We start from the raw sequence: 23,022 nt of genomic DNA, 5'->3' as shown, positions 1-23,022 counted from the left end.
GACCGTTGGAGACCCTCTATGAGCTGGCTTGAAAAACTGCTACCCCCGAAAATTCAACAAAGCGACCGCGCTGACCGGCGCAGCATGCCCGAGGGCCTGTGGATCAAGTGCCCAAGCTGCGAGACCGTGCTCTACAAGACCGACCTGGAGCAGAACCAGAACGTCTGCCCCACCTGCAGCCACCACCACCGCATTGGCGCGCGTGTGCGCCTGAACGCTTTTCTGGACAACGAGGGACGCTTCGAAATCGGCCAGGAAGTGCTGCCGGTCGACCCCCTCAAGTTCAAGGACAGTCGCAAGTACCCCGAACGCCTGAAGGAAGCCCTGGAAAACACGGGCGAGACCGATGCACTGGTGGTCATGGGCGGCGCCGTGCACGGCATCAGCCTGGTGGCGGCCTGCTTCGAGTTTGACTTCATGGGCGGCTCCATGGGTTCGGTGGTGGGCGAGCGCTTTGTGCGCGGCGTGGAAACCGCCATCGAGCAGAAAGTGCCCTTCCTGTGCTTTACGGCCACCGGCGGTGCCCGCATGCAGGAGGGCCTGCTCTCCCTCATGCAAATGGCCAAGACCAATGCCGCATTGACCCGTCTGGCGAAAAAAGGGTTGCCCTACATCAGCGTGCTGACCGACCCGACCATGGGTGGCGTCAGCGCCGGTTTCGCGTTCCTGGGAGACGTGGTGATCGCCGAGCCCAAGGCCCTGATCGGCTTTGCCGGCCCCCGCGTGATCGAATCCACCGTGCGGGTCACCCTGCCCGAGGGGTTCCAGCGCGCCGAGTTCCTGCAAGCCAAGGGCGCTGTGGACCTGATCTGCGACCGGCGCGAACTGCGCAAGACCGTGGCCGACACGCTGGCCATGCTGCAACGGCAGCCGGCCGACGCGGTCATTTAAACCCTGCCCGCAAGGGCGCCTACAGGGCGCCCAGCACCCCGGCCTGCAGGTGCCCGAGCACGATCACGGCCACCTGCAGCAACAGCAGCAAGGCCAGGGGTGACAGATCCACCCCACCAAGCAGGGGCAGCACGCGCCGTATGGGTGCCAGAACCGGCATGACCAGACGCTCCAGCAAGTCCGCGGCCACTGAGCGGGCTTGCACCCACGACAGCACGGCATACACGATCACCAGCCCGGTCAAGCCGGAAATGGCCATGCGCACCACGCCGAAAACCGCCAGCACCACGACCGACGCCAGACTGGCGGCCATGCCGGTCAGCACCCAGAGCACGCCAAACTCGGCCAGCTGAATCACCAACGCCCCCACCAGGCTGGCCAGGTCCCAACGCCCGGCAGCCGGCACCACGCGGCGCAAGGGCAGCACCAGCCAGTCCGTCAGGGCAAAGATGAAGCCGCCCAGCGGATTGCCGGAACGGGTGGACAGGGGGATGCGCTGGTACTGCATGTACAGGCGCAGCAGGCAGGTGCCGCTGATCAGGCCAGCGACCACTTCCAGCAACAGGGAGACAATTTGGTAAAGCATGGTGGGCAGGAAATAAGCGATGCATCATAGCCGCAGCGGCACCGGATGCGAAACAATCGCTTGCGGCTTGCACCAGTACGCCCGCAAAAACTTAGAATGGAGGGTTATGGCCTATTGCAATGGCCGCCAACCGATTCCAATCTGCGCACCCCATGTCTGACCAACACACCCCCGCTCATGCTCTCCAGGACGAAGGCCAACTCATTCTCGAACGCCGGGAAAAACTCAAAGCCATCCGCCAGCGTCAGCTGGACGGGCACGGCGTCGCGTTCCCCAACGACTTCAAGCCCACCCACCAGGCGGCCGAGCTGTTTGCGGCATACGAGGGCATGAGCACCGAGGAACTGGCGGCCCTGGGTGCCACCGCCAAGGTGGCGGGCCGCATGATGCTCAAGCGCGTCATGGGCAAGGCCAGCTTCTGCACCCTGCAGGATGCGTCTTTCGGCAGCACCGGCGGGCGCATCCAGATCTACGTCAAGGGCGAGGACGTGGGCGACGAGCTGTACGCCTCCTTCAAGCACTGGGACCTGGGTGACATCGTGGCCGCCGAGGGCACGGTGTTCAAGACCAAGACCGGCGAACTCTCCATCCACGCCACCCGCGTGCGTCTGCTCACCAAGAGCCTGCGCCCCATGCCGGACAAGTTCCACGGCATTGCCGACCAGGAAGTGAAATACCGCCAGCGCTACGTCGACCTGATGACCGACGAGGCTGCCCGCAAGCGTTTTGTGGCGCGCAGCAAGGCGGTGAGCGGCATGCGCGAATTCATGGTGCAGCACGGCTTTCTGGAGGTGGAGACGCCCATGCTGCACCCCATTCCCGGTGGCGCCAACGCCAAGCCCTTCACCACGCACCACAACGCGCTGGACCAGCAGATGTTCTTGCGCATTGCGCCCGAGCTGTACCTCAAGCGCCTGATCGTGGGTGGCTTCGAGCGCGTGTTCGAGATCAACCGCAACTTCCGCAACGAAGGTATCTCGGTACGCCACAACCCCGAGTTCACCATGATGGAGTTCTACGCGGCCTACTGGAACTACCAGGACCTGATGACCTTCACCGAGCAACTGGTGCGCGATGCCGCCATCAAGGCCGGCGACAGCCTGCAGCTGACCTACGGCGGCAAGCCGGTGGACCTGTCGCAGCCGTTCGAGCGCCTGACCATCGTGCAGGCCATTGCCAAGTACACCGGTGCCGGCCCCCATGTGAACGATGCCGAGTGGCTCAAGCAGGCCCTGCTCAAGCTCGGCCTGACCGAGGCCAAGAACCAGCTCTCCACCCGCAGTCTGGCCAGTCTGCAGGTGATGTACTTCGAGGAAACGGTGGAGGAGCAGCTGTGGCAACCCACCTTCATCTGCGAGCATCCGGTGGAAATTTCCCCGCTGGCCCGTGCCAGCGACACCAACCCCGGCGTCACCGAGCGCTTTGAGCTCTACATCACCGGGCGCGAGTTCGGCAACGGCTTCTCGGAGCTCAACGACGCCGAGGACCAGGCCGCGCGCTTCCACGGCCAGGTGGCCGCCAAGGACAACGGCGACGACGAGGCCATGTACTTCGACCACGACTTTGTGCGCGCGCTGGAGTACGGCATGCCCCCCACCGGCGGCTGCGGCATCGGCATCGACCGCCTGATGATGTTGCTGACCGACAGCCCCAGCATCCGCGACGTCATCCTGTTCCCGGCCCTGCGCCGGGAAATATAAGCAAAACATCCCAGAAACCTTGCAGAACCTGCGCAGACAGCTATGAAATCAGGAGCACGCGCGCAGCTGAAATTCCTGCAAGGCTATCCGGATGACACGCTGGCGCAGGTGCAGGAGATGCAGGATGGCCAGCGCATAGGCGCCTGGCTGGCGCGCAAGTACCCCGAGGCCCACGGGTTGCGCACCGACCGCGCCCTGTACGACTACGTGCAAGCCCTCAGGCAGGATTACCTGCGCGGCGCTGAACCGCTGGCCAAGGTGGCCTACGACAGCAAGCTGCAGGTGGTGCAGCACGCGCTGGGCACGCACACCACGGTGTCGCGCGTGCAGGGCGCCAAGCTCAAGTCCAAGCGCGAGATCCGCATCGCGGCACTGTTCAGGGACGCCCCGCCCGAATTCCTGAAGATGATTGCGGTTCACGAACTGGCCCACCTGCGCGAACGCGCCCATGACAAGGCCTTCTACCAACTGTGCACCTACATGGAGCCGGCCTACCACCAGCTCGAGTTTGAAGTGCGCATGTACCTGACCCACCTGGACGGTGGCGGCACGCGCCTGTGGGGGCCGGTGGCGCCAAACTGAATAAGCCGCTACGATGGCAGCACCACCACCGTGCATGCCGAAAAAACCAGGGAATTCGTCCATGACCAGCCAGGCTGAGGCTTCGCCTGACCTTCATCCGGCAGCGAAAAACACCAAGACCATTGTCGTCGGCTGGCTGGTGCTGTTCGCAATCGGCGTGCTGGCCTCCATCATGGCGTTTGAGCACTACTCCGGTGTCATCAAACGCAAGGCACACAACGACCTGCAGGCCATCGCCATCGCCAAGAAGGAGCAGGTCGAGAGTTTCATCCAGGAGCGCCACGGCGACGCCGGCCTGCTGGTGGCGCGTGCGCCCGTCTGGCAGTTCCTGGATGCCCGGGGCGGCCCCGTCCAGTCACCGGAGCTCAAGCCCCTGCTGGACCTGACACTGCGCCAGACCCGCGACGCCTACGGTTACCGCAACATCACCCTGTTCAATACCGCACTGCGCCGGGTGGCCGGCCAGATGGACGAACCCCTGCACCCCCTGGAGCGGGTCGCCCTGCAGGCGGCACTCGAAACCCGGCGCAGCGCCTTCGTGGACATGCACGTGTCGCCCGACGGCAAGCCCAACTTCGGCGTGGTGCACCCCGTCTTCGCACGGGGTGACCCGACGCGCGCCGTGGTGGGGCTGGCCTACCTGGAGATGGACGCGACCACCGGGCTGTACCCCCGCCTGACGCGGTGGCCGGTGGCATCGCAGAGCGCCGAGTCCCTGTTGCTGCGCCGCGAAGGCGATGAGGTGGTCTACCTGAGTCCCCTGCGGTTTGCACCGGCAACGAACGGGCCCTTGAGCATTCGCGGGCCCGCCCGCGACGTGAACTACGCCAGCCCGGCAGAGCCCCCCTCCAACCAGCCCCCCCTCATCGAGCGCAACGATTACCGCCAGGTCCGTGTGATTGCCGCCTCCGTTCCGATCGAAGGCACCAACTGGATCATGGTGGTCAAGGTTGACTACGACGAAGTGAACGAACCCGTCAGCGCCCTGCGGATTACCCGCCTGCTCAGCGGCGGGTTGCTGGGCATGCTGCTGCTCATCGGCGCCCGGCTGCTGTGGCACGCCCGGCAGATGGAAAACACGGCCGAGCGCCTGCGCCAGGATGCCCGCTACGTGGCGGCGGCACAGGCCTCCATCGACGGCTACCTGGTGCTGGACGATATCGGCCGCATCGTCGAGGTCAACGACGCACTGGTGCGCATGACCGGATACAGCCACCGGGAGCTATACCGCAAGTACATTGCCGATCTGGAGGCTCAGCTGTCACCACAGCAGGTGGTCCAGAAACTGTCGGAATACCGGCAGTCCGAAGCGGCCCGCTTCCTGACCCAGTGGCGGCACAAGGACGGGCACATCATCGACCTCCAGGTCAGCGCGACCTACGTGGCCGCTCCCAAGGGCGGCACCTTCCAGGCCTTTGTGCGCGACATCGGTCCGGAGCGCAACAGCCTGCAGCGCATCGAACGCCTGCAAAGTTTCTATGTCTTCCTCAGCCACGTCAACGCCGCCATCTTCAACCTCGACACGCGCGACGAAATCCTGGAAGCGGTGTGCGAAGGCGCGGTGCGCGATGGCGGCTTCATCCTGGCCTGGGCTGGCGTGCTCGACGCCGCCGCCGGCCGCGTGCAGCCCGCGGCGGCGTACGGCGCGGCCACCGAATACATCAAGTCCCTGGTCATCACCATCGACCCCGCCTTGCCCACCAGCCATGGCCCCACGCGCATGAGCATGGTGGAAGGAACGATCCACTACACCGATGATTTCCAGAACGACAGCCGCACCCAGCCCTGGCACGCCCTGGGCCGGGAACACGGCATCCACGCGTCGGCGGCAGTGCCCATTTTCATATCCGGCCAGGCAGTCGCCGCACTCACGTTCTACGCCGGTCAGAAAAATTATTTCGATGCGGAAATGCGCACGCTCCTGGAGGAGACCGCCCGGTATGTGTCACTGGCTCTGCAGGCCGTGGACGCGGAACAGGCGCATGCACAGAGCGAAGAGCGCTTCGCACGCGTGTTCGACGCGTCACCGGCGCCCATGCAGATCTTCTCGTACGCCAGCCGGCGCCTGCGCGGTGTCAACAAGGCGTACAAGCGCACGTTCGGCTACGAGGCTGCCGACATTGCAGACGAAGCGGCCTGGTTTGCGCACGTCTACCCCGACCCCGACCTGCGCGCCCGCCTGCAGGCCGTGTGGGAGCAGCAATCGCTTCCGCAGGCCATAGCCGGCGGTCCCGAAACGGTGGTGCAGTCGCCCGAGGTGGCCCTGCGCTGCAAAGACGGCAGCACCCGGGTGGTGCGGGGCTTCATGAGCGTGGTGGGCGACGACATCATCGTCCAATGGGAAGATCTCACCGACATCAAGCTGGCCGAAGAACAGTTGCTGGCCGACGCGCGGCGCTTTCGCAGCATGATCGAGCAAAACATTGCCGGCATCTACCTGACGCAGAACGACCGGATTGTGTATGTGAACCCGAAGTTCTGTGACATCGTCAGCTGGAACCAGGACGAACTGCTCGGCCAGGATTCCATCGCGTTCTTTGGCGACGCCCCGGAGACCAGGCAGAAGGTGGTCAGCGAGCGCAACCGTATTCAGGCCGGTGAACCGGGTGTGCTGCTCACCGTGCCGTTCACCTGCAAGGACGGCCGGAAAATTGAGCTGGGCATGCAGGGCAATCTGGGCTCGTGGAACGAAGCGCCGGCCATCATGGTGATGGCCCTGGACCTGACGGAGCGCCAGCGGGCCGCCGAGAAAATTGCGGCCTACGTCAAGCAACTGGAGGGCACCATGCGCGGTACCCTGCAGGCCGTGGCCAACATGGTCGACCTGCGCGACCCCTACACCTCGGGCCACGAGCGGCGCGTGGGCATAATTGCCGCCGACATTGCACGCGAAATGGGCTGGAGCGAGGACCGGTGCCAGAACCTGCAGCTGATCGGGCTGGTGCACGACATCGGCAAGATCGCCATCCCGGCCGAAATCCTCTCCAAGCCCACACGGCTCACGCCGCTGGAATACGAGATGATCAAAGGCCACGCCGAAAAAGGCTACGAAATCCTCAAGGACGTGGAGTTCCCCCTGCCCATCGCCGAGATCATTCGTGAGCACCACGAGCGCATGGACGGCAGCGGCTACCCGCGCGGCTTGAAGGCAGAAGAAATCCTCCCCGAGGCGCGCATCCTGGCCGTGGCCGACGTACTGGAGTCCATGGCCTCCCACCGGCCCTACCGCCCCTCGCTGGGCATTGAGGCCGCCACCCGGGAACTAGAAACACACCGCGGCACCTGGTTCGACGCCACGGTCGTGGATGCGGTGCTGCACCTGATCCGGGAGAAGCAGTACCAGATCCCGATGTAGTGACAGGCCCGGGGCGGCACCGGATCAGCGCGGGCGCAGGGGCGTGAGCAGGTCGGACAGGCCGTTGTGGTCGATCTCGTGCATCAGCGCCAGCAGGCGCCCGATCTCGCCCTTGGGAAAGCCTTCGCGTGCAAACCAGTTCAGGTAGTTTCCCGGCAAATCGGCAATCAACGTGCCCTGGTGTTTGCCAAAAGGCATGGTGCGGGTTACCAGCAGCTGCAGGTCTTCGGGTTTCATGGTGACGCAAACGGAATGGGAGAGTGCCTGATTGTCGGGGACCGGCGGACGGTGGCAAACAGTCGATCGGCTCTTTTTTGCGCCATCCCCTGCGCGGCTATGATGGAATTTCCCGCAAAATTTTCGAGGAGAGCCCCCCATGGTCCTGCATCCCTTCCTGAAACGCTCCCTGCTGCTGCTGGGCTGCTGGATGGCCTTTGCGCCGTGTTACGCCCTGGACAGCTCCGACATTCCCAAATTGAAGGCCGGCACCGTGCTGACCATTGCGGCCCCGGCCGCAGGGGCGCCCCTGCAGGAAATGACCATCACCCACGTGCACTCGATCCGTGCCGATGGCGCCGTCTGGTACCAAATTGAGGGCAACTACGGCGATGGCAAGGAGGGGATGCTGTACGCGGATTTCACGACCACTCCGCCCAAGATTGAAGCCACCATCAAGAAATTGGCCCTCAGAAACCTGGTGGACCGCCCACGCAAGTTCCTGGATGCGGTCGAAGAGACCGAAAAGGGAGAGCTGGCGTATGAGGGCGCAACTTTTCTGTACGCCAACGCCGAGTCGGACGAAGGCGTGTTTGAACGCGATGGCGACAAAACATCCACCCAGGAATTCAACTACCTGGTTTTCATCGCCAAAGACAACGCCAACCTGAGCATCCAGATCATGCGCTGGGATGACGACAAATTCGACACCTACTTGGTGAAAGGGGTTCCACCCGGGGATGTCAAGATCCGCTAAGCCCTGCCCACGCTGACGCGGTTTACTATGGCACCGGTTTCTTTGCTATATTTTTCATAGCTGTTTGCGCAGTAGTTGCAGGGCTTTGTGCGAAAATAGCCTGCCCATCAACCTGCATTCAGAAAACCTGCCATGTCCCGTCAAAGCGTTTGGGCTACCAAGGTAGCCGCTCTGGTCCAGAGCGGCAATAGCGACGCCGCAATAGCCCAGATCAAGGTGGCACCCACCGTGCGCGACGTGCAGCAGCTGCGCGCCCTGCTGTCGGCCGCCAAGCTGCTGGCACGCCACCCCAATGTGGATGCGGCCTCCAACGACCAGATCGTGGCGCTGTCCTCGCCCCGCTTGCACCGCTCGCCCTGAAAGGGAATGGATTCCATTGCGGTGACCCCTCTGCCAACCTCTACCGACCACCCCGACATCCTGCCAGGTCCGCTTCAGCCAGAGCTGATTCGCACCGAAGTCCTGGCCGATCTGCTGGAAGCAACAGCCCACCGCGTTCCGCACCAGCTGGCCCTGATTTATGGCGAACAGCAGCTAAGCTATGCGGCGCTGAACGCGCAGGCCGATCGCGTGGCCGCCCACCTGATCCACGCCGGTGTGCGGCCCGGACACATTGTGGGCCTGTGGCTGCCCCGCGGCATCGACCTGCTGGTGATGCAGGCCGGGATTGCCAAAACGGGCGCCGCCTGGCTGCCCTTCGATGCCGGCACGCCGGTGGAGCGCATTGCGGTGTGCCTGGAAGACGCCCACGCCGTGGGCATCGTGACGTGCGCGGCGTTCGCGCCCCAGCTGCCCCACCCCGGCACCGGCATCTGGACGGCAGAGCAGCTGCACACCCCCCTGCCCGCGCCACACGACGCACCGCGCCGCGCCGGGGCCCTGCCCACGCACCCGGCCTACGTGATCTACACCTCGGGCTCCACAGGCAAGCCCAAGGGCATAGCGATCAGCCAGGGCAGCATCTGCCACTTTCTGCGCAGCGAAAACGCCCTGCTGGGCATCCGCGGCGATGACCGCGTGTACCAGGGGTTTTCGGTCGCCTTCGACATGTCATTCGAGGAGATCTGGATCAGCTACCTGGTCGGCGCCACGCTGTGGATCGCACCCCAGGAGATCGCCTCCGATCCGGAGCTTCTGCCGCTGGCGCTGGCCGACCACCACGTCACCGTGCTGCACGCCGTGCCCACCCTGCTGGCCCTGTTCAGCCAGGACGTGCCGACGCTGCGTCTGGTCAACCTGGGCGGCGAAATGTGCCCGCAAGCGCTGGCGGACCGCTGGGCCACGCCGGGCCGCCAGGTCTTCAACACCTACGGCCCCACCGAAGCCACCGTATCGGCCAGTCTGGCCGAGCTCCACGCCCACGCGCCCGTCACCATCGGGCGGCCCCTGCCCAACTACGGCCTGCTCGTCATCCATACCGCCTTGGAAAACGGTCTGGAACTGGTGCCGCGCGGCGAAGTCGGCGAGCTGTGCATCACCGGTCCGGGCGTGGCGGTCGGCTACCTGGGCCGCCCCGATCTGACGGCGGAAAAATTCCTGCCCAACCCCTGGAGCCGCCATGCCCACGACGCCCGCCTGTACCGCACCGGGGACCTGGCGCGCATCGATGCCGACGGATGCGTGCAGTGCCTGGGCCGCACCGATGACCAGGTGAAGATCCGCGGGTTCCGGGTGGAGCTGGGAGAGATCGAGGCCGCCTTGGCCCACCAGCCCGGCATAGGCACCGTAGCCGTCATCCTGCGCCAGGAAGAAGGCATTGACCAGTTGATCGCCTTCTTCGTGGCCGATGGCAGCACCGCCGTCTCCGGGGTCATCCTGCGCGCGGCTCTGGCCGAATTGCTGCCGTCCTACATGGTGCCCGGCCATTTTGAGCCGCTGGCGGAAATGCCGCGCCTGACCTCCGGCAAGATTGACCGCAACGCCTTGAAGGCGCGCCCGCTGGCGGTGGCAGCCGGCAACGCCGCCGCCCCGTCCGATGCGCCCCAGAGCCCGGCCGAGGAAGCCCTGTTTGCGGCTCTGGCCAAGCTCTTTCCCGGGGAGGCGATCGTTCGCAGTGCCGATTTCTTCTCGGACCTCGGCGGTCACTCCCTGTTTGCGGCGCGGCTTGCCTCCGCCCTGCGCAGCGACCCGCGCTTTGCCCACATCACGGTGCGCGACATCTACCACCACCGCACCGTGGGCCTGATCGCCCAGGTGCTGGATGCGCCCCCGGCGGCAGGCCCGGTGGTCGACACCGGCTGGACCCCACCCTCCGCCCTCAAGCGCTGGGTCTGCGGCGCCGCCCAGGCTGCCGCCGTGCCAGGTCTGGTGGCCATACGCATGGCGCAGTGGCTGGCCCCTTTCTTCACCTACCATTTCTTCACCGGCGAGCCCGGCGACTCCCTGGCGCTGGCCATCGCCGCATCGGTGGGGGCTTTTTTGCTGGCCACGTTGCTGGAATTTGGCGTGGCGATTGCGGGCAAATGGCTGATCGTCGGTCGCCTGCGGGCCGGGCGCTACCCGCTGTGGGGCGTGATGTACTACCGCTGGTGGCTGGCGGACCGGCTGGTGGAATCCGCGCCCACGTACCTGCTCAGCGGCTCCTCCCTGTACGCCTGGTGGCTGCGGGCACTGGGGGCCCGGGTCGGGCGTAACGTCACCATCGGATCGCTGACCTTGCGCGCGGCGGACCTGCTGTCCATTGGCGACGGCACCAGCATCGGCAACGCCGCCAACTTCGAGAACGCCCGGGTGGAGCATGGCGAGTTGCTGCTCGGCACGATCCACATCGGCCCGGACGCCTGCATCGGCTCCTATGCCATTCTGGAAGGCAACACCGCGGTCGGTGCCTACGGTCACGTGGAGGGCCAGTCGGCACTGGGCGACGGCGAGTCGGTGGGGCCAGGGCGCATCTGGAGCGGCTCACCGGGGCGCGACACCGGAGCCTTCGATACGGGCACCAACCCGCCACGCCCGCCGCTGTCGCGCCGGCGCGCGGCCGGCGAGGCAGTGTATTTTTTCCTCGGTGCCTTGCTGATCGCCACGCTGTTCTTCCTGCCGGTGTTCCCCAGCTTCATCCTGATCGACTGGATTGACGACGTGGACCGGTTTCCCATGCTGGCCAGCAACGACCTGTCGTTCCAGATGGCCAAGTACTTTGTGCTGGCCTTTCCGGCGGCCGGGGTGCTGGTGGTCTGCACCGCACTGGCGTCTGCGGGCATCCGCTGGGTGGTGCTGCCGCGCCTCAAGCCGGGCAGCTCGCCAGTGCACAGCAACCTGTACTGCGCCAAGTGGCTGGTCAACCAGATTCAGGAGTCCAGCCTGCACGTGCTGCACGGCGTGTATGCCACCATTTATGCGCCGTACTGGTACCGGCTGCTCGGCGCCAAGGTCGGGCGTGATGCCGAGATCTCGACCGCGCTGGGCCTGGTTCCCGACATGCTCACACTGGGCGATGAAACCTTCATTGCCGATGCGGTGATGCTGGGGGATGAGCACATCGACGGCGGCTGGATGACCATGCGCCCTACCGTGGTCTCCAAACGCAGCTTTGTCGGCAACGGCGCCTACGTGCCCGACGGCACCACCCTGCCCGAGAACGTGCTGATCGGCGTGCACTCCAGCGTGCCGGTCAACGACCGGATGCGCAATGGCGACACGTGGCTGGGCTCGCCCCCCATCCATCTGCCGGCGCGGGAACAGACCACGGGCTTTGCCGAACACCTGACCTACCACCCTTCCCCGTTTCGCCGGCTGGCGCGTGGCCTGATTGAGGCCTTTCGCATCATCGCACCGCACGCCATTGTGATTTCGGTCGGCTACACCATCGTACTCAACGTGATGCCGATGGCGGGTGAGGGGCGCTGGGTCGACGTCATCAGCTACCTCACGGCTGCGGGCCTGCTGTATGGCGTGGGCACCTTCATCTGCATCGTCCTTCTCAAATGGCTGCTGATCCGGCGCTACCGCCCCTGCAGCGTGCCGATGTGGACACCGTTTGTGTGGTTGTCCGAAGGGGTGACCAACCTGTACGAAGGCATTGCCGTTCCCAATTTCATGCGCTACCTGCGCGGCACACCCTGGTTGCCCCTGGCCTTGAACATTCTGGGCAGCCGCATTGGCAAAGGGGTGTACATAGACACCACCGACATTACCGAATTTGACTGCGTCACCATCGGGGATTACAGCGAACTCAACGCGCTGGCCTGCCCGCAAACCCATCTGTTCGAAGACCGCGTCATGAAGATCGACCACGTCACGATTGGCCAGCGCGTCACCATGGGGCCGCGCAGCGCGGTGCTGTACGGCGCGGTGGTCGGCGACCACGCCCAGCTGGGCACCTTGACGCTGGTAATGAAAGGCGAGTTCATTCCCCCGGCCAGCAGCTGGCGCGGCTGCCCGGCAGCGCCCCGGCGCCACTGACCCCAGTCACATGGGTGCCTCCGTAATGACACATGCCTGGCCCCAGGCTACTGCCTGCGCGCTAGCGGCGCTGCGCGCCACGCCGGCGCTCGCCGTCATCCGCATCGCCACGCCCGACACCGAGATGCGGCAAGCAGCCCGTGCACACACGCGTGCCGCCGTGCGCGACCTGCTGGCGGCGGTTCTGCAGCAACCGGCGGGAACGCTGCCGCTGGTCTCACAGCCGGGACAGGCACTGATGCTGGACCAGCCCGGCACGCGCATCGGCCTGTCGGTGAGCCATGCCCCCGGACTCAGTGTGGCGGCGGTGCACCGGCACGGGGCCGTTGGCGTGGATGTCATGCGCACAGGGGACGGGGCGGACGGGATGCCCGACTGGGAGACAGTGGCACGGGACTACCTCGGACCAGCGGCGCAGCGCCGCATCGCCCAGGCAACGCCCGGTCAACAGGCTTTGGCATTTGCCCGCGCATGGACGGCGCACGAAGCCCGTCTCAAATGCCTGGGGTTGGCGCTCACCGAGTGGACCCCGGCGCTGGAGCAGCGCCTGGCCACGTGCACGGTCACGGCGTTGGATGTACTACCCGGCTGGTGTGGCGCCGTGGCCGTGCCGGGCGATCAGGGCAGCCAGTCCAGCGCCTGCATGTAGGCCGGGCTCACCATCAGCGCGTCCCAATGCGGCGCCGGCGCGCGGGGCAGCAAGGCGCGGCGGCGCGCCTCGCTGGCCTCCAGGGCCTGCCAGTGGCCCTTGAGCTGGGCTTCCGTCAGGCCGTCGATCAGCTCGTCCACCGCGCGGCCACCGCCTTCGCTGTTGGGCGTCGACTGGTTGCACAACAGCACCATGTCGCAGCCCGCGTTCAGCGCGACCACCGCCGCTTCGGTGTAGCTCACCGGCTGGCCGTCGATCAGGCGGGCACCCGCCATGGAGAGGTCGTCGCTGAAGATGGCACCGTCAAAGCCCAGTTGCCCGCGCAGGATGTCGCCCAACCAGGTGCTGGAGAAACCGGCCGGGCGGGCGTCCACCTTCGGGTAGATCACGTGCGCCGGCATCACGCTGGTGGTCACGGTGTTGAGCCAGCGGTAGGGTGCCGCGTCGTCGGCCAGGATGGTCTTGAGGCTGCGCGTATCCACCGGGATGTCGGTGTGAGAGTCCGCCTTGACGAAGCCGTGGCCGGGGAAATGCTTGCCACAGTTGGCCATGCCGCTTTGCAGCAGGCCATGCATCAGGCTCTTGGCCAGCAGGCTCACCACGCGCGGGTCGCGGGCAAAGGCGCGGTCGCCGATGACGCCGCTCTCGCCATGGTCCAGATCGAGCACCGGGGTAAAGCTCAGGTCCACGCCGCAGGCCCGCAGCTCGGCGCCCAGCACATAGCCGCAGGCCGTGGCGGCGTTGGTGGCATCCAGGGGGCCGGCTTTTTTGCTGGCGGTGGTGGCGCTGGGCGGCGCCATCCACATCTCGCCCAGGGCACGCATGGGCGGCAGATGGGTAAAGCCATCGGTCTTGAAGCGCTGCACGCGCCCGCCTTCGTGGTCCACGCAGATCAGCAGGTCCGATCGCACTTTCTTGATGTCGTGGCACAGCGTCGTGAGCTGTGCGCGGTCCTGCCAGTTGCGGGCAAACAGGATCAGGCCGCCGACCAGCGGGTGCTTGAGGCGCTTGCGGTCGACCTTGGACAGGGTCAAGCCGGCAATGTCGATGATGAGGGGGGCGTGGAAGGTCATGGCAGATGCGGGAAAGTGGGAAGACACACATCCGGAGGCCAGACGTGCGGGCTTTCAGTATGCTACATATTTAATAGCTGTTTGCGCATATTTTACGGGGCTTTGCGCCCTGTTTCACCCTGAAACTCGACGACGCAATAACTGGCGGCGTAGTCGGTCTCGTCGGTCACGCTCACATGCACCTGGAGCTGGCGCGCCTCGAACCAGTCTTTCAGCGTGCCGTGCAGCACCACGTAGGGCTGCCCGGCCTGGGGGTGGCCCAGGGGCTGGTTGGCGATCTCGCAAGACTTCCAGGTCATGGGCATGTGCATACCCAGGCCAATGGCCTTGCTGAACGCCTCCTTGGCGGAGAAACGGGTCGCCAGGTAGCGCACGCCCCGCTCGGGCCAGCGCGCGCTGCGGGTCTTCCAGACGGCATATTCCGCGTCACTCAGCACCTTGGCGGCAAAGCGTTCCCCGTGGCGCTCCAGGCTCGCGCGCATGCGGCGCACGTCGCAGATGTCGGTGCCGATGCCGTAGATCACTTCAAGCAATCCAAATAGGCCTTGACCGTGGCGGCGTAACCCAGCTCCAGCGCATCCGAGATCAGCGCGTGGCCAATGGAAACCTCTTGCACCCCCGGGACCTGCTGCACAAAGGCGGCCAGGTTGTCGCGGTTCAGATCATGGCCGGCGTTGATGCCCAGACCGACCTTGAGCGCCGCACGGGCAGCTTGGGCAAAACGCTCCAGCTGCACGGCCTGCCGGGGCGTGCCCCAAGCGGCGGCGTAGGGCTCAGTGTACAGCTCCACACGGTCCGCGCCGACGTCTTTGGCGGCCTGCATCGCCGCCGGGTCGGCGTCCATGAACAGGCTGACGCGCAGGCCCCAGGCCTTGGCGTGCGCAACGAGCGGGCGCAGGCGGTTGGCGTCCTGGGGAAAGTTCCAACCATGGTCGCTGGTGAACTGGCCTTCGGAATCGGGCACAAACGTCACCTGGTGCACCGGCAGTTTGCGGTCTAGCAGGTCACGCACGCAGTCCATCAAGTTGTGGAAGGGGTTGCCTTCCACATTGAATTCGCGGTCGGGCCAGTCTTTCAGGAGCGCTGCCAGATCGGTTACGTCATCGGCGCGGATATGGCGCGCATCGGGGCGCGGGTGCACCGTGATGCCGGCCGCGCCAGCCTGCAGGCACAGGGTGGCCGCACGGGTGACGCTGGGTATGCCGAGGTGGCGGGTATTGCGCACCAAGGCCACTTTGTTGAGATTGACGGAGAGGTGCGTGGTCATGTCTATAACGCCTGTATATCGATCATCATCTGCCGCGTGCGCAGGGTTTTGACACCGCAATGGTAGTGCAACAGCGTACGCAGCTGGGGCTTGAGCTCGCCCATCACGGCCGCACAGGCGCGCAACGTGGTGGTAAAGGGGGCGCCGTCCTCCAGCGCTGCCTGCAACGCGGTCCACTGCGCACCGGTAAGGCTGGCACGGTCGTCCGCGTGGGCCTGGCGCAGGCCGCCTTCGGGCACCAGGGTGTAGCGCGCACCGGCATCCAGTGCACCCAGCGTCATGGTCTGCAGATCCAGCTGCGGCAGCAGGCCGATTTCGCGCAGCAACAGCAACTCGTACGTGCGCAGCGCCGCCTGCAGGACTTCGCCGTGCTCGCTGGCGAGCACGCGCACCACGTTGGCATAGACGTCAAACAACACCGGATGCGGATCGTCGCGCGCCAGCAGGGTCAGGAGCAGTTCGTTGAGGTAGTAGCCCGAGAGCAGCGCGTCTCCCGTGGGCATGACGTGGCCGCCCTGCCACTCGGCGCTCTTGAGAGTGCGAATTTCGGCGTCGCCGCCAAAGGCCACATGCAGCATCTGCAGCGGCAGCAGCACGGGCCGAAAGCTGGAGCTGGGCCGCTTGGCACCCTTGGCCACCAGGGCAATGCGGCCGTGGTGGCGGGTGAACACTTCCAGGATCAGGCTGGACTCGCTCCAATCGTAGCGGTGCAGCACATAGGCAGGCTCGTCAGAGATGCGCTTATTCGTAGCCAAAGCTGCGCACCCGCGCTTCGTCGTCGGCCCAGCCGGAGCGCACTTTCACCCACAGCTCCAGGAATACCTTGGCGTCGGCCAGCTTCTCGAGCTCGACGCGGGTTTCCATGCCGATGCGCTTGATGCGCTCGCCCTTGTCGCCAATCACCATGGCCTTGTGCTGATCGCGCTCCACCACGATGGTGGCGGCAATGCGCAACAGGCGCTTCTGCCCCTTCTTCTGCGGCGGCTCTTCCTCGAACTTGTCGATGACCACGGTGGAGGTGTAGGGCAGCTCGTCGCCCGTCAGGCGGAACAGCTTTTCGCGCACCAGTTCGCTGGCCAGGAATTTCTCGCTGCGGTCGGTAAGTTCGTCTTCCGAATACCACCAGGCCTGCTCGGGCAGGTATTGCTCGCAGATGCCCAGCAGGCGGTCCACGTCCTTCGGGTTCTTGGCCGACATGGGCACAAACTCGGCAAAGGCGTGCTTCTCCTGCATGGTCTGCAGCCAGGGGGCAATGTCGCCCCGGCGGTGCACGTTGTCTAGCTTGTTGGCCACCAACAGAGTGGGAATGTTCTTGCCCAGCAGTGCCAGCACGCGGGCATCAGCCGGCGTGAAGCTGCCCGCCTCGACCACGAACAGGATCAGGTCCACGTCGGCCACCGCGCCCTGCACGGTCTTGTTCAGCGACTTGTTGAGTGCGTTGGCGTGCAGGGTCTGAAAGCCCGGCGTGTCCACGAACACGAACTGGGTCGCGCCGCGCGTGTGCATGCCGGTGATGCGGTGGCGCGTGGTCTGGGCCTTGCGCGAGGTGATGCTGATCTTCTGCCCCACCAGGGCATTGAGCAGCGTGGACTTGCCCACGTTGGGCTTGCCCACAATGGCCACCAGGCCACAGCGCTGCCCTGCCGCGACGGTGCCGGGCTGGGCCAGCTTGGGCGTGCTCTTGAGCAGGCCCTCCAGCATGCTGTCCAGATCGGTTTGCGGCTCTAGCCGGCTACCAGCCCCCGAGGGTTCTGCGTTGGCAGCTATTTTTTTAGGAGCACTCATGGTTTGATTCTTGCCTTGATTGTTTGCAGCATGGCGGCGGCTGCGGCCTGTTCCCCGGATCGACGCGAACCGCCAATGCCGCGCTCGGTCAGCTGCAGCTCGGGAATCTCGCACTCCACGTCAAAGCTTTGCTTGTGGGCCGCCCCGATGGTGCCCACCACCTTGTACACCGGAAGCTTCATTCTGCGACCCTGCAGCCACTCCTGCAACTCGGTCTTGGCATCCTTGCCAATGGCGTCCATCTGCGGCGTGATCTCCACCGCGTTGAACAGGCGGTGCACCAGGGTCTGGGCGGCGGCAAAACCGGCGTCCAGGTAGACGGCCCCGATGATGGCCTCCAGCGTGTCGGCCAGAATGGACGGCCGCTTCTGGCCGCCGGAGCGCACTTCGCCCTCCCCCAGCCGGATCACCTCGGGCAGACCCAGCCCCACGGCGAGCTGGTGCAGCGTTTCCTGCTTGACCAGATTGGCCCGCACGCGGGACAAGTCTCCCTCCGGCAGGGAGCCCAGCCGAGCATACAGGAGATCGGACACCGCCAGGTTGAGGACCGAATCCCCGAGAAACTCCAGGCGCTCGTAATGGTCGCTGGAGAAGCTGCGGTGGGTCAGCGCCCGGGTCAGCAGGGAGACATTGGAAAATTCATGTTGCAGGCGCCGCTGCAACTCCATCAGACCATCTGCCACGTTATCGGGAACGGCCGGCGTATTTCAGCGTGAGGTACGCGGGACCGGCCAGATGGATTTCACGCTGGTAGGCAAAACTCACCACCACCTTGTCACCGTCTTTGGTGACTTCCAGGTCACCACCGGCAATGGAGCTGATATTGTCAATGGCAGCCGCCTTGTCAAAAATCATGCGGACCTCGGCAACCGTTGCGCCTTCACTGGCCTTGTTCACGGCCTTGACCACCGTCTGGTACTCCAGAACCGTTGGGAACACCTGTGCCGCCACCACCCCGGTGATGGCCAGCACGGCGCCGACAAAGATCAGGCCGAAAAAAGTGATTCCGCGCTGCCGGGACCTGCGTTGCACTGTCATGTTGTTTCCCTTGTCAATCAAAAGAACCAATCCGTTTGGGATTGCCAAAATTCATCCAGACAAAAAACGCCTTGCCGACTATGTTCTTTTCCGGAACAAAGCCCCAATAGCGGGAATCCAGCGAATTATCGCGATTGTCACCCATCATGAAGTAGTGGCCGGCCGGCACCTTGCAGGTCACGCCTTCCACGGTATAGCTGCAGCCGTCGCGCCCTTCAAAGTTGTCAGCGCCGGGCACGAATGCGGGGCGGTCGTCGTCATTGAGCAGGCGGTGCTTCTTGCCACCCAGGGTTTCCTCGAACTGCTTGAAGTAGCGCATGGCTTCTTCGTCAAAGAACTCCGGCACGGCCGTCGTGGCAACCGGCTGGCCGTTGATGGTCAGGCGCTTGTTCAGGTAGGCCACCGTATCGCCCGGCACGCCAACCACCCGCTTGATGTAATCCAGGCTGGGTTTGGGAGGGTAGCGAAACACCATAACGTCGCCGCGCTGGGGCGGCGTGCCCGCGGTGATCTTGGTGTTGAGCACCGGCAGGCGCAGGCCGTAGGTGTACTTGTTCACCAGAATCAGGTCCCCCACCAGCAGGGTCGGAACCATGGAACCCGACGGGATCTTGAACGGCTCGAACAGGAAGGAACGGAGCAGAAACACCACGATGATCACCGGGAACAGACCCGCCGTCCAGTCCAGCCACCAGGGCTGCATGAGCAAACGGACCTTGGCTTCGGCGATATTGCCGTCGACCTGGCTGATGCCCTGCTTGCCCAGCTCTTCCCGGCGCTGGAGGTCGTTGGCTTCCAGCAAGGCTGCGGCCTTCTGGCGTTGTGGCAGGAAATAAAAGCGCTCTGCCAGCCAGTACACGCCGGTCACCACGGTGGCCAGCAGCAGCAGCAAGGCAAAGTTGCCTTCCACCAGCCCAAAGTACCAGGACGCCGCGTACAGCCCGAAAGCCGCCAGAATGACTGAAGTAATGGCCTGCATCAGTCTTCCACCTGCAAAATGGCCAGGAAGGCCTCTTGTGGAACTTCCACGGAACCGATTTGCTTCATGCGTTTCTTGCCTGCTTTTTGTTTTTCGAGGAGTTTGCGCTTGCGCGAGATATCGCCGCCATAACACTTGGCCAGCACGTTCTTGCGCAGGGCCTTGATTGTCTCACGCGCAATGATGTTGGCCCCGATGGCCGCCTGGATGGCGACGTCGTACATCTGGCGGGAGATGATTTCGCGCATTTTGGCCACGACGGCACGGCCGCGGTATTGCGACTGGCTGCGGTGCACGATGATGGACAGGGCATCAACCTTCTCGCTGTTGAGCAGGATGTCAACCTTGACCACATCCGAGGCCCGGAACTCCTTGAACTCATAGTCCATGGAGGCATAACCGCGGCTAACGCTCTTCAACTTGTCGAAGAAATCCAGCACGATCTCGCCCAGGGGCATTTCGTAGGTCAGCACCACCTGGCGGCCCTTGTAGGCCATGTTCATCTGGATGCCGCGCTTCTGGTTGGCCAGGGTCATGACCACGCCGACGTATTCCTGGGGCATGTACAAATGCACCGTGACGATGGGCTCACGGATTTCCGCCGTCTTGCCGATCTCGGGCATCTTGGAGGGATTCTCGACCATGATGACCTCACCGTCGCTCTTCACCACCTCGTACACCACGCTGGGTGCGGTGGTGATCAGGTCCTGGTCGAATTCGCGCTCCAGGCGTTCCTGCACGATCTCCATGTGCAGGAGGCCCAGGAAGCCGCAGCGGAAACCAAAGCCCAGGGCCTGCGAGACTTCGGGTTCATAGTGCAGCGAGGCGTCGTTGAGCTTGAGCTTTTCCAGCGCGTCGCGCAGGGAGTCGTACTCGCTGGCCTCGGTGGGGTACAGGCCGGCAAACACCTGGGGCTGGATTTCCTTGAAACCGGGCAGCGCCTCCGTGGCAGGTCCCAGGTTATTGGGGAGCTTCTTTTCCAGCGTCACGGTGTCGCCCACCTTGGCCGCCTGCAATTCCTTGATGCCGGCGATGATGTAGCCCACCTCACCGGCCTCCAGCGAAGCCCGTGGCTGGTTGGCGGGCGTGAAGACGCCCAGGTTGTCGGCGTTGTAGGCAGCGCCCGAGGCCATCATCTTGATGCGTTCCCCCTTGACCAGGCGACCGTCCACCACACGCACCAGCATCACCACGCCGACATAGCTGTCAAACCAGCTATCGATGATCATGGCGCGCAGTGGCGCATCGGGATTGCCGCGGGGCGCCGGAATCTTGGCCACGATGGCTTCCAGGATCTCGTCGATGCCCACACCCGTCTTGGCCGAGCAGGGAATCGCCTCCGTGGCATCAATGCCGATGACGTCCTCAATCTCCGATCGGGCGTTGTCCAGGTCGGCATTGGGCAAATCAATCTTGTTGAGCACCGGCAGCACTTCCACGCCCAGGTCCAGTGCCGTGTAGCAGTTGGCCACGGTTTGCGCTTCCACGCCCTGCGATGCATCCACCACCAGCAGCGCACCTTCGCAGGCAGAGAGCGAACGGCTCACTTCATACGAGAAGTCCACATGCCCCGGGGTGTCGATCAGATTGAGGTTGTAGACCTGTCCATCCTTGGCCTTGTATTGCAGTGCGGCGGTCTGTGCCTTGATGGTTATCCCACGCTCTTTCTCGATGTCCATCGAATCCAGAACCTGTGCTTCCATCTCGCGCGCTTCCAGCCCGCCGCAACGCTGGATCAGGCGATCCGCGAGTGTCGATTTGCCATGATCAATGTGGGCGATGATCGAAAAATTTCTGATGTGATTCATCAACGGAAACGCTTAAGTGGTTGAATTAAAACGGCAGGGGCAAGAAAAAAGGGCGCGTCTGGTAATGACGCGCCCTGAACCAACAATCATTGGCAACTGCGAAGGTTGGAGCTTCATTGTAGGCAAAAATCCCCGAGAGCAAAGCCCCAAAAATCGGATTCCGGTGTCGTTGCGACTCAACAACAGTCATTTTGTACACAGGTTATCAACAATTTAAAAGGGAAGGCTCTGGACAACATGTGGGTGATCTGTGGAGCAGCTGTGGGGTACTCCCGGGCATCCCATATCATGGACTTTTGCTTCCTGCATATACGCAGAATGCGCTGCACAGACCCCGTATTCTAACCAAAACCCGAAATGGGTCGAGAAAGTTAGCGGGCGCCCACATCGTGCAGCGCACTCGGCAGAAAAAAATAAGATAGTGCACGCCGCACAACAACCCCAAAACCCAGCCGGTTTTAGGGTTGTTTGCCGCTATTCCCGTTCAGCGGACGGGACGAATGATGGCGTACTGGGTCCACTCTCCGCGGCGAAACAGCACATTCAGGGGCTTGCTCTTGTCGTGTTTGGACAGGACGGCCTCAAAGTCCTTGACCGAAACCACCTCCACATTGGCCAGCGCCAGCAGGATGTCTCCTTCGCGCAAACCGGCACGTGCTGCCGCATCCACCGCTGCATCGACCTTCACGCCGCCCCGGATCTTGAGTTCTTTCTTCTGGGCATCGGTAATTTCGCTGACGGCCAGCCCAAAGGCCTGTCCTGCGGCTGAAGCCTTGGATTTTTCCTCGCGCCCGGATGCCCTGGCGGTGGGTTTGTCGGCCTCGACTTCGGCAATGACGATGCTCAGGTCCCTGGTGGCACCCCGGCGGAACACCGTGAGCGTGCTGCGGCTGCCAGGCTTGGTGCCGCCCACCAGGCGAGGCAGGTCGGTGGATTTTTCAATCGCCTTGCCATCGAACCGGGTGATGATGTCGCCGGCTTCCACCCCGGCCTTCTCCGCAGGCGAGCCACTTTCCACCCCGCGCACCAATGCGCCCACCGGCTTGCCCAGACCGATGGACTCGGCCACCTCCTTGCTCACCTGCTCAATCTGCACGCCGATGCGTCCACGTGACACACGCCCGCTGCTGCGCAGCTGGTCGCTCACACGCATGGCCTCGTCCATCGGGATGGCAAACGAAATGCCCATGTAGCCACCGGAGCGGGAATAGATCTGGCTGTTGATGCCAACCACCTCACCGCGCATGTTGATCAGCGGCCCCCCCGAATTGCCGGGATTGATGGCGACATCGGTCTGGATCAAAGGCAAATAGTCTCCCGTGTCGCGCTGCTTGGCGCTGACGATGCCCGCCGTCACCGAGTTCTCCAGCCCGAAGGGCGAGCCGATGGCCATGACCCATTCACCCACCCGCAGGCGGCTCACGTCGCCAACCCGGACCGCGGGCAGCCCCGTGGCCTCGATTTTCACCACCGCTACGTCACTGCGCTTGTCCGCTCCCACAATCCGGGCCTTGAACTCGCGCTTGTCCGTCAGCGTTACCAGCACCTCATCGGCTCCATCGACCACGTGGGCATTGGTCATGATGAATCCATCGGGTGTGAGAATGAAGCCGGAGCCTACGCCACGAGGCTGTTCTTCTTCCTGCTGCGGGCGGTTCTGGCGGGGTGCCTGGCGCGGGATGTTCGGCATGGGAAGGCCGAAGCGCTTGAAGAACTCCAGCATTTCCTCCTCACCCGGCGCCCCTGTGGGCACCCGGTTGCTGAGTTTCTCCAGCGTCCGGATATTGACCACCGAGGGGCCCACCTGGTCGACCAGTTCCGTGAAATCCGGCAGGGCGCGCACCTGCGCCATAGCCGGCTGCAGCGGCATGACGGTCGCCGCCAGGGTTGCCCCGGTGAGGGCCAATGCCATGAAAAATGTCCGCATGGGTTGCT

20 protein-coding genes are annotated in these 23,022 nt (G+C 64.2%); 8 read left to right on the top strand and 12 right to left on the bottom strand.

The genetic code is table 11. The features are described from left to right. Positions 1-18 precede the first annotated feature (18 nt). Complete coding sequence (accD, locus tag AC1Q5W_RS09950; protein ID WP_492645465.1) at positions 19-891, top strand: acetyl-CoA carboxylase, carboxyltransferase subunit beta; 873 nt, start codon at positions 19-21, stop codon at positions 889-891. A 19-nt stretch (positions 892-910) separates the two neighbouring features. Here the strand turns inward: accD and AC1Q5W_RS09945 are convergent, their stop codons facing one another. After that, complete coding sequence (locus AC1Q5W_RS09945; RefSeq protein ID WP_492645464.1) at positions 911-1,477, bottom strand: YggT family protein; 567 nt, start codon at positions 1,475-1,477, stop codon at positions 911-913. Positions 1,478-1,629: 152 nt separating this feature from the next. On the opposite strand from AC1Q5W_RS09945, the gene lysS reads away from it, so the two are divergent. From lysS to AC1Q5W_RS09930, 3 genes are all read left to right on the top strand, one after another. After that, on the top strand, positions 1,630-3,177 hold the full coding sequence (lysS, locus tag AC1Q5W_RS09940; protein ID WP_492645463.1) for a lysine--tRNA ligase: 1,548 nt from the start codon (positions 1,630-1,632) through the stop codon (positions 3,175-3,177). A gap of 42 nt (positions 3,178-3,219) precedes the next feature. Next, positions 3,220-3,759, top strand: coding sequence for a YgjP-like metallopeptidase domain-containing protein (locus AC1Q5W_RS09935; protein ID WP_492645462.1), 540 nt, complete (start codon positions 3,220-3,222; stop codon positions 3,757-3,759). A gap of 61 nt (positions 3,760-3,820) precedes the next feature. Further along, the gene (locus AC1Q5W_RS09930; protein WP_492645461.1) at positions 3,821-7,114 is read left to right on the top strand and encodes a PAS domain S-box protein; all 3,294 of its coding nucleotides are present in this window, start codon (positions 3,821-3,823) and stop codon (positions 7,112-7,114) included. Positions 7,115-7,138: 24 nt separating this feature from the next. On the opposite strand, the gene AC1Q5W_RS09925 is transcribed toward AC1Q5W_RS09930, so the two are convergent. Beyond that, complete coding sequence (locus AC1Q5W_RS09925; RefSeq protein ID WP_492645460.1) at positions 7,139-7,351, bottom strand: DUF3820 family protein; 213 nt, start codon at positions 7,349-7,351, stop codon at positions 7,139-7,141. A gap of 139 nt (positions 7,352-7,490) precedes the next feature. Here AC1Q5W_RS09925 and AC1Q5W_RS09920 point away from each other — a divergent pair, with 139 nt between their 5' ends. The 4 genes from AC1Q5W_RS09920 to AC1Q5W_RS09905 all read left to right on the top strand — a co-directional run bounded on the left by AC1Q5W_RS09920 (position 7,491) and on the right by AC1Q5W_RS09905 (position 13,137). Next, entirely contained in the window at positions 7,491-8,087 is a 597-nt protein-coding gene (locus tag AC1Q5W_RS09920; protein WP_492645459.1) for a hypothetical protein, read from the top strand. 132 nt (positions 8,088-8,219) lie between these two features. Continuing rightward, a complete protein-coding gene (locus AC1Q5W_RS09915; protein ID WP_492645458.1) occupies positions 8,220-8,447 on the top strand; it encodes a hypothetical protein in 228 nt (75 codons plus the stop codon). Between the two features lie 6 nt (positions 8,448-8,453). Further along, on the top strand, positions 8,454-12,488 hold the full coding sequence (locus AC1Q5W_RS09910; protein WP_492645457.1) for a Pls/PosA family non-ribosomal peptide synthetase: 4,035 nt from the start codon (positions 8,454-8,456) through the stop codon (positions 12,486-12,488). A gap of 25 nt (positions 12,489-12,513) precedes the next feature. Continuing rightward, complete coding sequence (locus AC1Q5W_RS09905) at positions 12,514-13,137, top strand: 4'-phosphopantetheinyl transferase family protein (RefSeq protein ID WP_492704155.1); 624 nt, start codon at positions 12,514-12,516, stop codon at positions 13,135-13,137. Here AC1Q5W_RS09905 and nagZ read toward each other — a convergent pair. The 10 genes from nagZ to AC1Q5W_RS09855 form a co-directional block, all read right to left on the bottom strand. Continuing rightward, complete coding sequence (gene nagZ / locus AC1Q5W_RS09900) at positions 13,107-14,210, bottom strand: beta-N-acetylhexosaminidase (RefSeq protein ID WP_492645455.1); 1,104 nt, start codon at positions 14,208-14,210, stop codon at positions 13,107-13,109. The two genes, AC1Q5W_RS09905 and nagZ, sit on opposite strands and share 31 nt — an antisense overlap. Before the next feature lie 92 nt (positions 14,211-14,302). After that, complete coding sequence (gene acpS, locus AC1Q5W_RS09895) at positions 14,303-14,734, bottom strand: holo-ACP synthase (RefSeq protein WP_492645454.1); 432 nt, start codon at positions 14,732-14,734, stop codon at positions 14,303-14,305. Then, entirely contained in the window at positions 14,731-15,477 is a 747-nt protein-coding gene (locus AC1Q5W_RS09890; protein WP_492645453.1) for a pyridoxine 5'-phosphate synthase, read from the bottom strand. The genes acpS and AC1Q5W_RS09890 overlap by 4 nt, the downstream gene beginning before the upstream one ends. Before the next feature lie 2 nt (positions 15,478-15,479). Beyond that, positions 15,480-16,232, bottom strand: a complete 753-nt coding sequence (gene recO / locus AC1Q5W_RS09885; RefSeq protein WP_492645452.1) for a DNA repair protein RecO — start codon at positions 16,230-16,232, stop codon at positions 15,480-15,482. Further along, positions 16,219-17,178, bottom strand: a complete 960-nt coding sequence (gene era, locus AC1Q5W_RS09880) for a GTPase Era (protein ID WP_492646169.1) — start codon at positions 17,176-17,178, stop codon at positions 16,219-16,221. Before era ends, recO begins: the two co-directional genes overlap by 14 nt. A gap of 80 nt (positions 17,179-17,258) precedes the next feature. Then, positions 17,259-17,930, bottom strand: coding sequence for a ribonuclease III (rnc, locus tag AC1Q5W_RS09875; protein ID WP_492645451.1), 672 nt, complete (start codon positions 17,928-17,930; stop codon positions 17,259-17,261). Positions 17,931-17,946: 16 nt separating this feature from the next. Beyond that, a complete protein-coding gene (locus AC1Q5W_RS09870) occupies positions 17,947-18,300 on the bottom strand; it encodes a DUF4845 domain-containing protein (protein ID WP_492645450.1) in 354 nt (117 codons plus the stop codon). 13 nt (positions 18,301-18,313) lie between these two features. Then, on the bottom strand, positions 18,314-19,279 hold the full coding sequence (lepB, locus tag AC1Q5W_RS09865; protein WP_492645449.1) for a signal peptidase I: 966 nt from the start codon (positions 19,277-19,279) through the stop codon (positions 18,314-18,316). Continuing rightward, positions 19,279-21,087, bottom strand: coding sequence for a translation elongation factor 4 (gene lepA / locus AC1Q5W_RS09860; protein ID WP_492645448.1), 1,809 nt, complete (start codon positions 21,085-21,087; stop codon positions 19,279-19,281). The genes lepB and lepA overlap by 1 nt, the downstream gene beginning before the upstream one ends. Before the next feature lie 484 nt (positions 21,088-21,571). Then, the gene (locus tag AC1Q5W_RS09855; RefSeq protein WP_492645447.1) at positions 21,572-22,999 is read right to left on the bottom strand and encodes a Do family serine endopeptidase; all 1,428 of its coding nucleotides are present in this window, start codon (positions 22,997-22,999) and stop codon (positions 21,572-21,574) included. Between the last annotated feature and the right edge of the window lie 23 nt (positions 23,000-23,022).

Source organism: Rhodoferax sp. MLSD5-FHT05B10 (assembly GCF_058793415.1).
Note: the sequence above shows the minus strand (reverse complement) of the source record. Positions and strands in the feature narration are given on the sequence as shown.

Bases quoted from the DNA above. Each gene is read 5' to 3' on its own strand.
- AC1Q5W_RS09930 (WP_492645461.1), top strand. From the start codon at position 3,821: ATGACCAGCCAGGCTGAGGCTTCGCCTGACCTTCATCCGGCAGCGAAA.
- nagZ (WP_492645455.1), bottom strand. From the start codon at position 14,210: ATGACCTTCCACGCCCCCCTCATCATCGACATTGCCGGCTTGACCCTG.
- lepA (WP_492645448.1), bottom strand. From the start codon at position 21,087: ATGAATCACATCAGAAATTTTTCGATCATCGCCCACATTGATCATGGC.
- AC1Q5W_RS09935 (WP_492645462.1), top strand. From the start codon at position 3,220: ATGAAATCAGGAGCACGCGCGCAGCTGAAATTCCTGCAAGGCTATCCG.
- AC1Q5W_RS09855 (WP_492645447.1), bottom strand. From the start codon at position 22,999: ATGGCATTGGCCCTCACCGGGGCAACCCTGGCGGCGACCGTCATGCCG.
- AC1Q5W_RS09945 (WP_492645464.1), bottom strand. From the start codon at position 1,477: ATGCTTTACCAAATTGTCTCCCTGTTGCTGGAAGTGGTCGCTGGCCTG.
- AC1Q5W_RS09870 (WP_492645450.1), bottom strand. From the start codon at position 18,300: ATGACAGTGCAACGCAGGTCCCGGCAGCGCGGAATCACTTTTTTCGGC.
- AC1Q5W_RS09925 (WP_492645460.1), bottom strand. From the start codon at position 7,351: ATGAAACCCGAAGACCTGCAGCTGCTGGTAACCCGCACCATGCCTTTT.
- era (WP_492646169.1), bottom strand. From the start codon at position 17,178: ATGCTGGAGGGCCTGCTCAAGAGCACGCCCAAGCTGGCCCAGCCCGGC.
- lepB (WP_492645449.1), bottom strand. From the start codon at position 19,279: ATGCAGGCCATTACTTCAGTCATTCTGGCGGCTTTCGGGCTGTACGCG.
- AC1Q5W_RS09915 (WP_492645458.1), top strand. From the start codon at position 8,220: ATGTCCCGTCAAAGCGTTTGGGCTACCAAGGTAGCCGCTCTGGTCCAG.
- lysS (WP_492645463.1), top strand. From the start codon at position 1,630: ATGTCTGACCAACACACCCCCGCTCATGCTCTCCAGGACGAAGGCCAA.
- rnc (WP_492645451.1), bottom strand. From the start codon at position 17,930: ATGGAGTTGCAGCGGCGCCTGCAACATGAATTTTCCAATGTCTCCCTG.
- AC1Q5W_RS09920 (WP_492645459.1), top strand. From the start codon at position 7,491: ATGGTCCTGCATCCCTTCCTGAAACGCTCCCTGCTGCTGCTGGGCTGC.
- AC1Q5W_RS09910 (WP_492645457.1), top strand. From the start codon at position 8,454: ATGGATTCCATTGCGGTGACCCCTCTGCCAACCTCTACCGACCACCCC.
- AC1Q5W_RS09890 (WP_492645453.1), bottom strand. From the start codon at position 15,477: ATGACCACGCACCTCTCCGTCAATCTCAACAAAGTGGCCTTGGTGCGC.
- accD (WP_492645465.1), top strand. From the start codon at position 19: ATGAGCTGGCTTGAAAAACTGCTACCCCCGAAAATTCAACAAAGCGAC.
- AC1Q5W_RS09905 (WP_492704155.1), top strand. From the start codon at position 12,514: ATGACACATGCCTGGCCCCAGGCTACTGCCTGCGCGCTAGCGGCGCTG.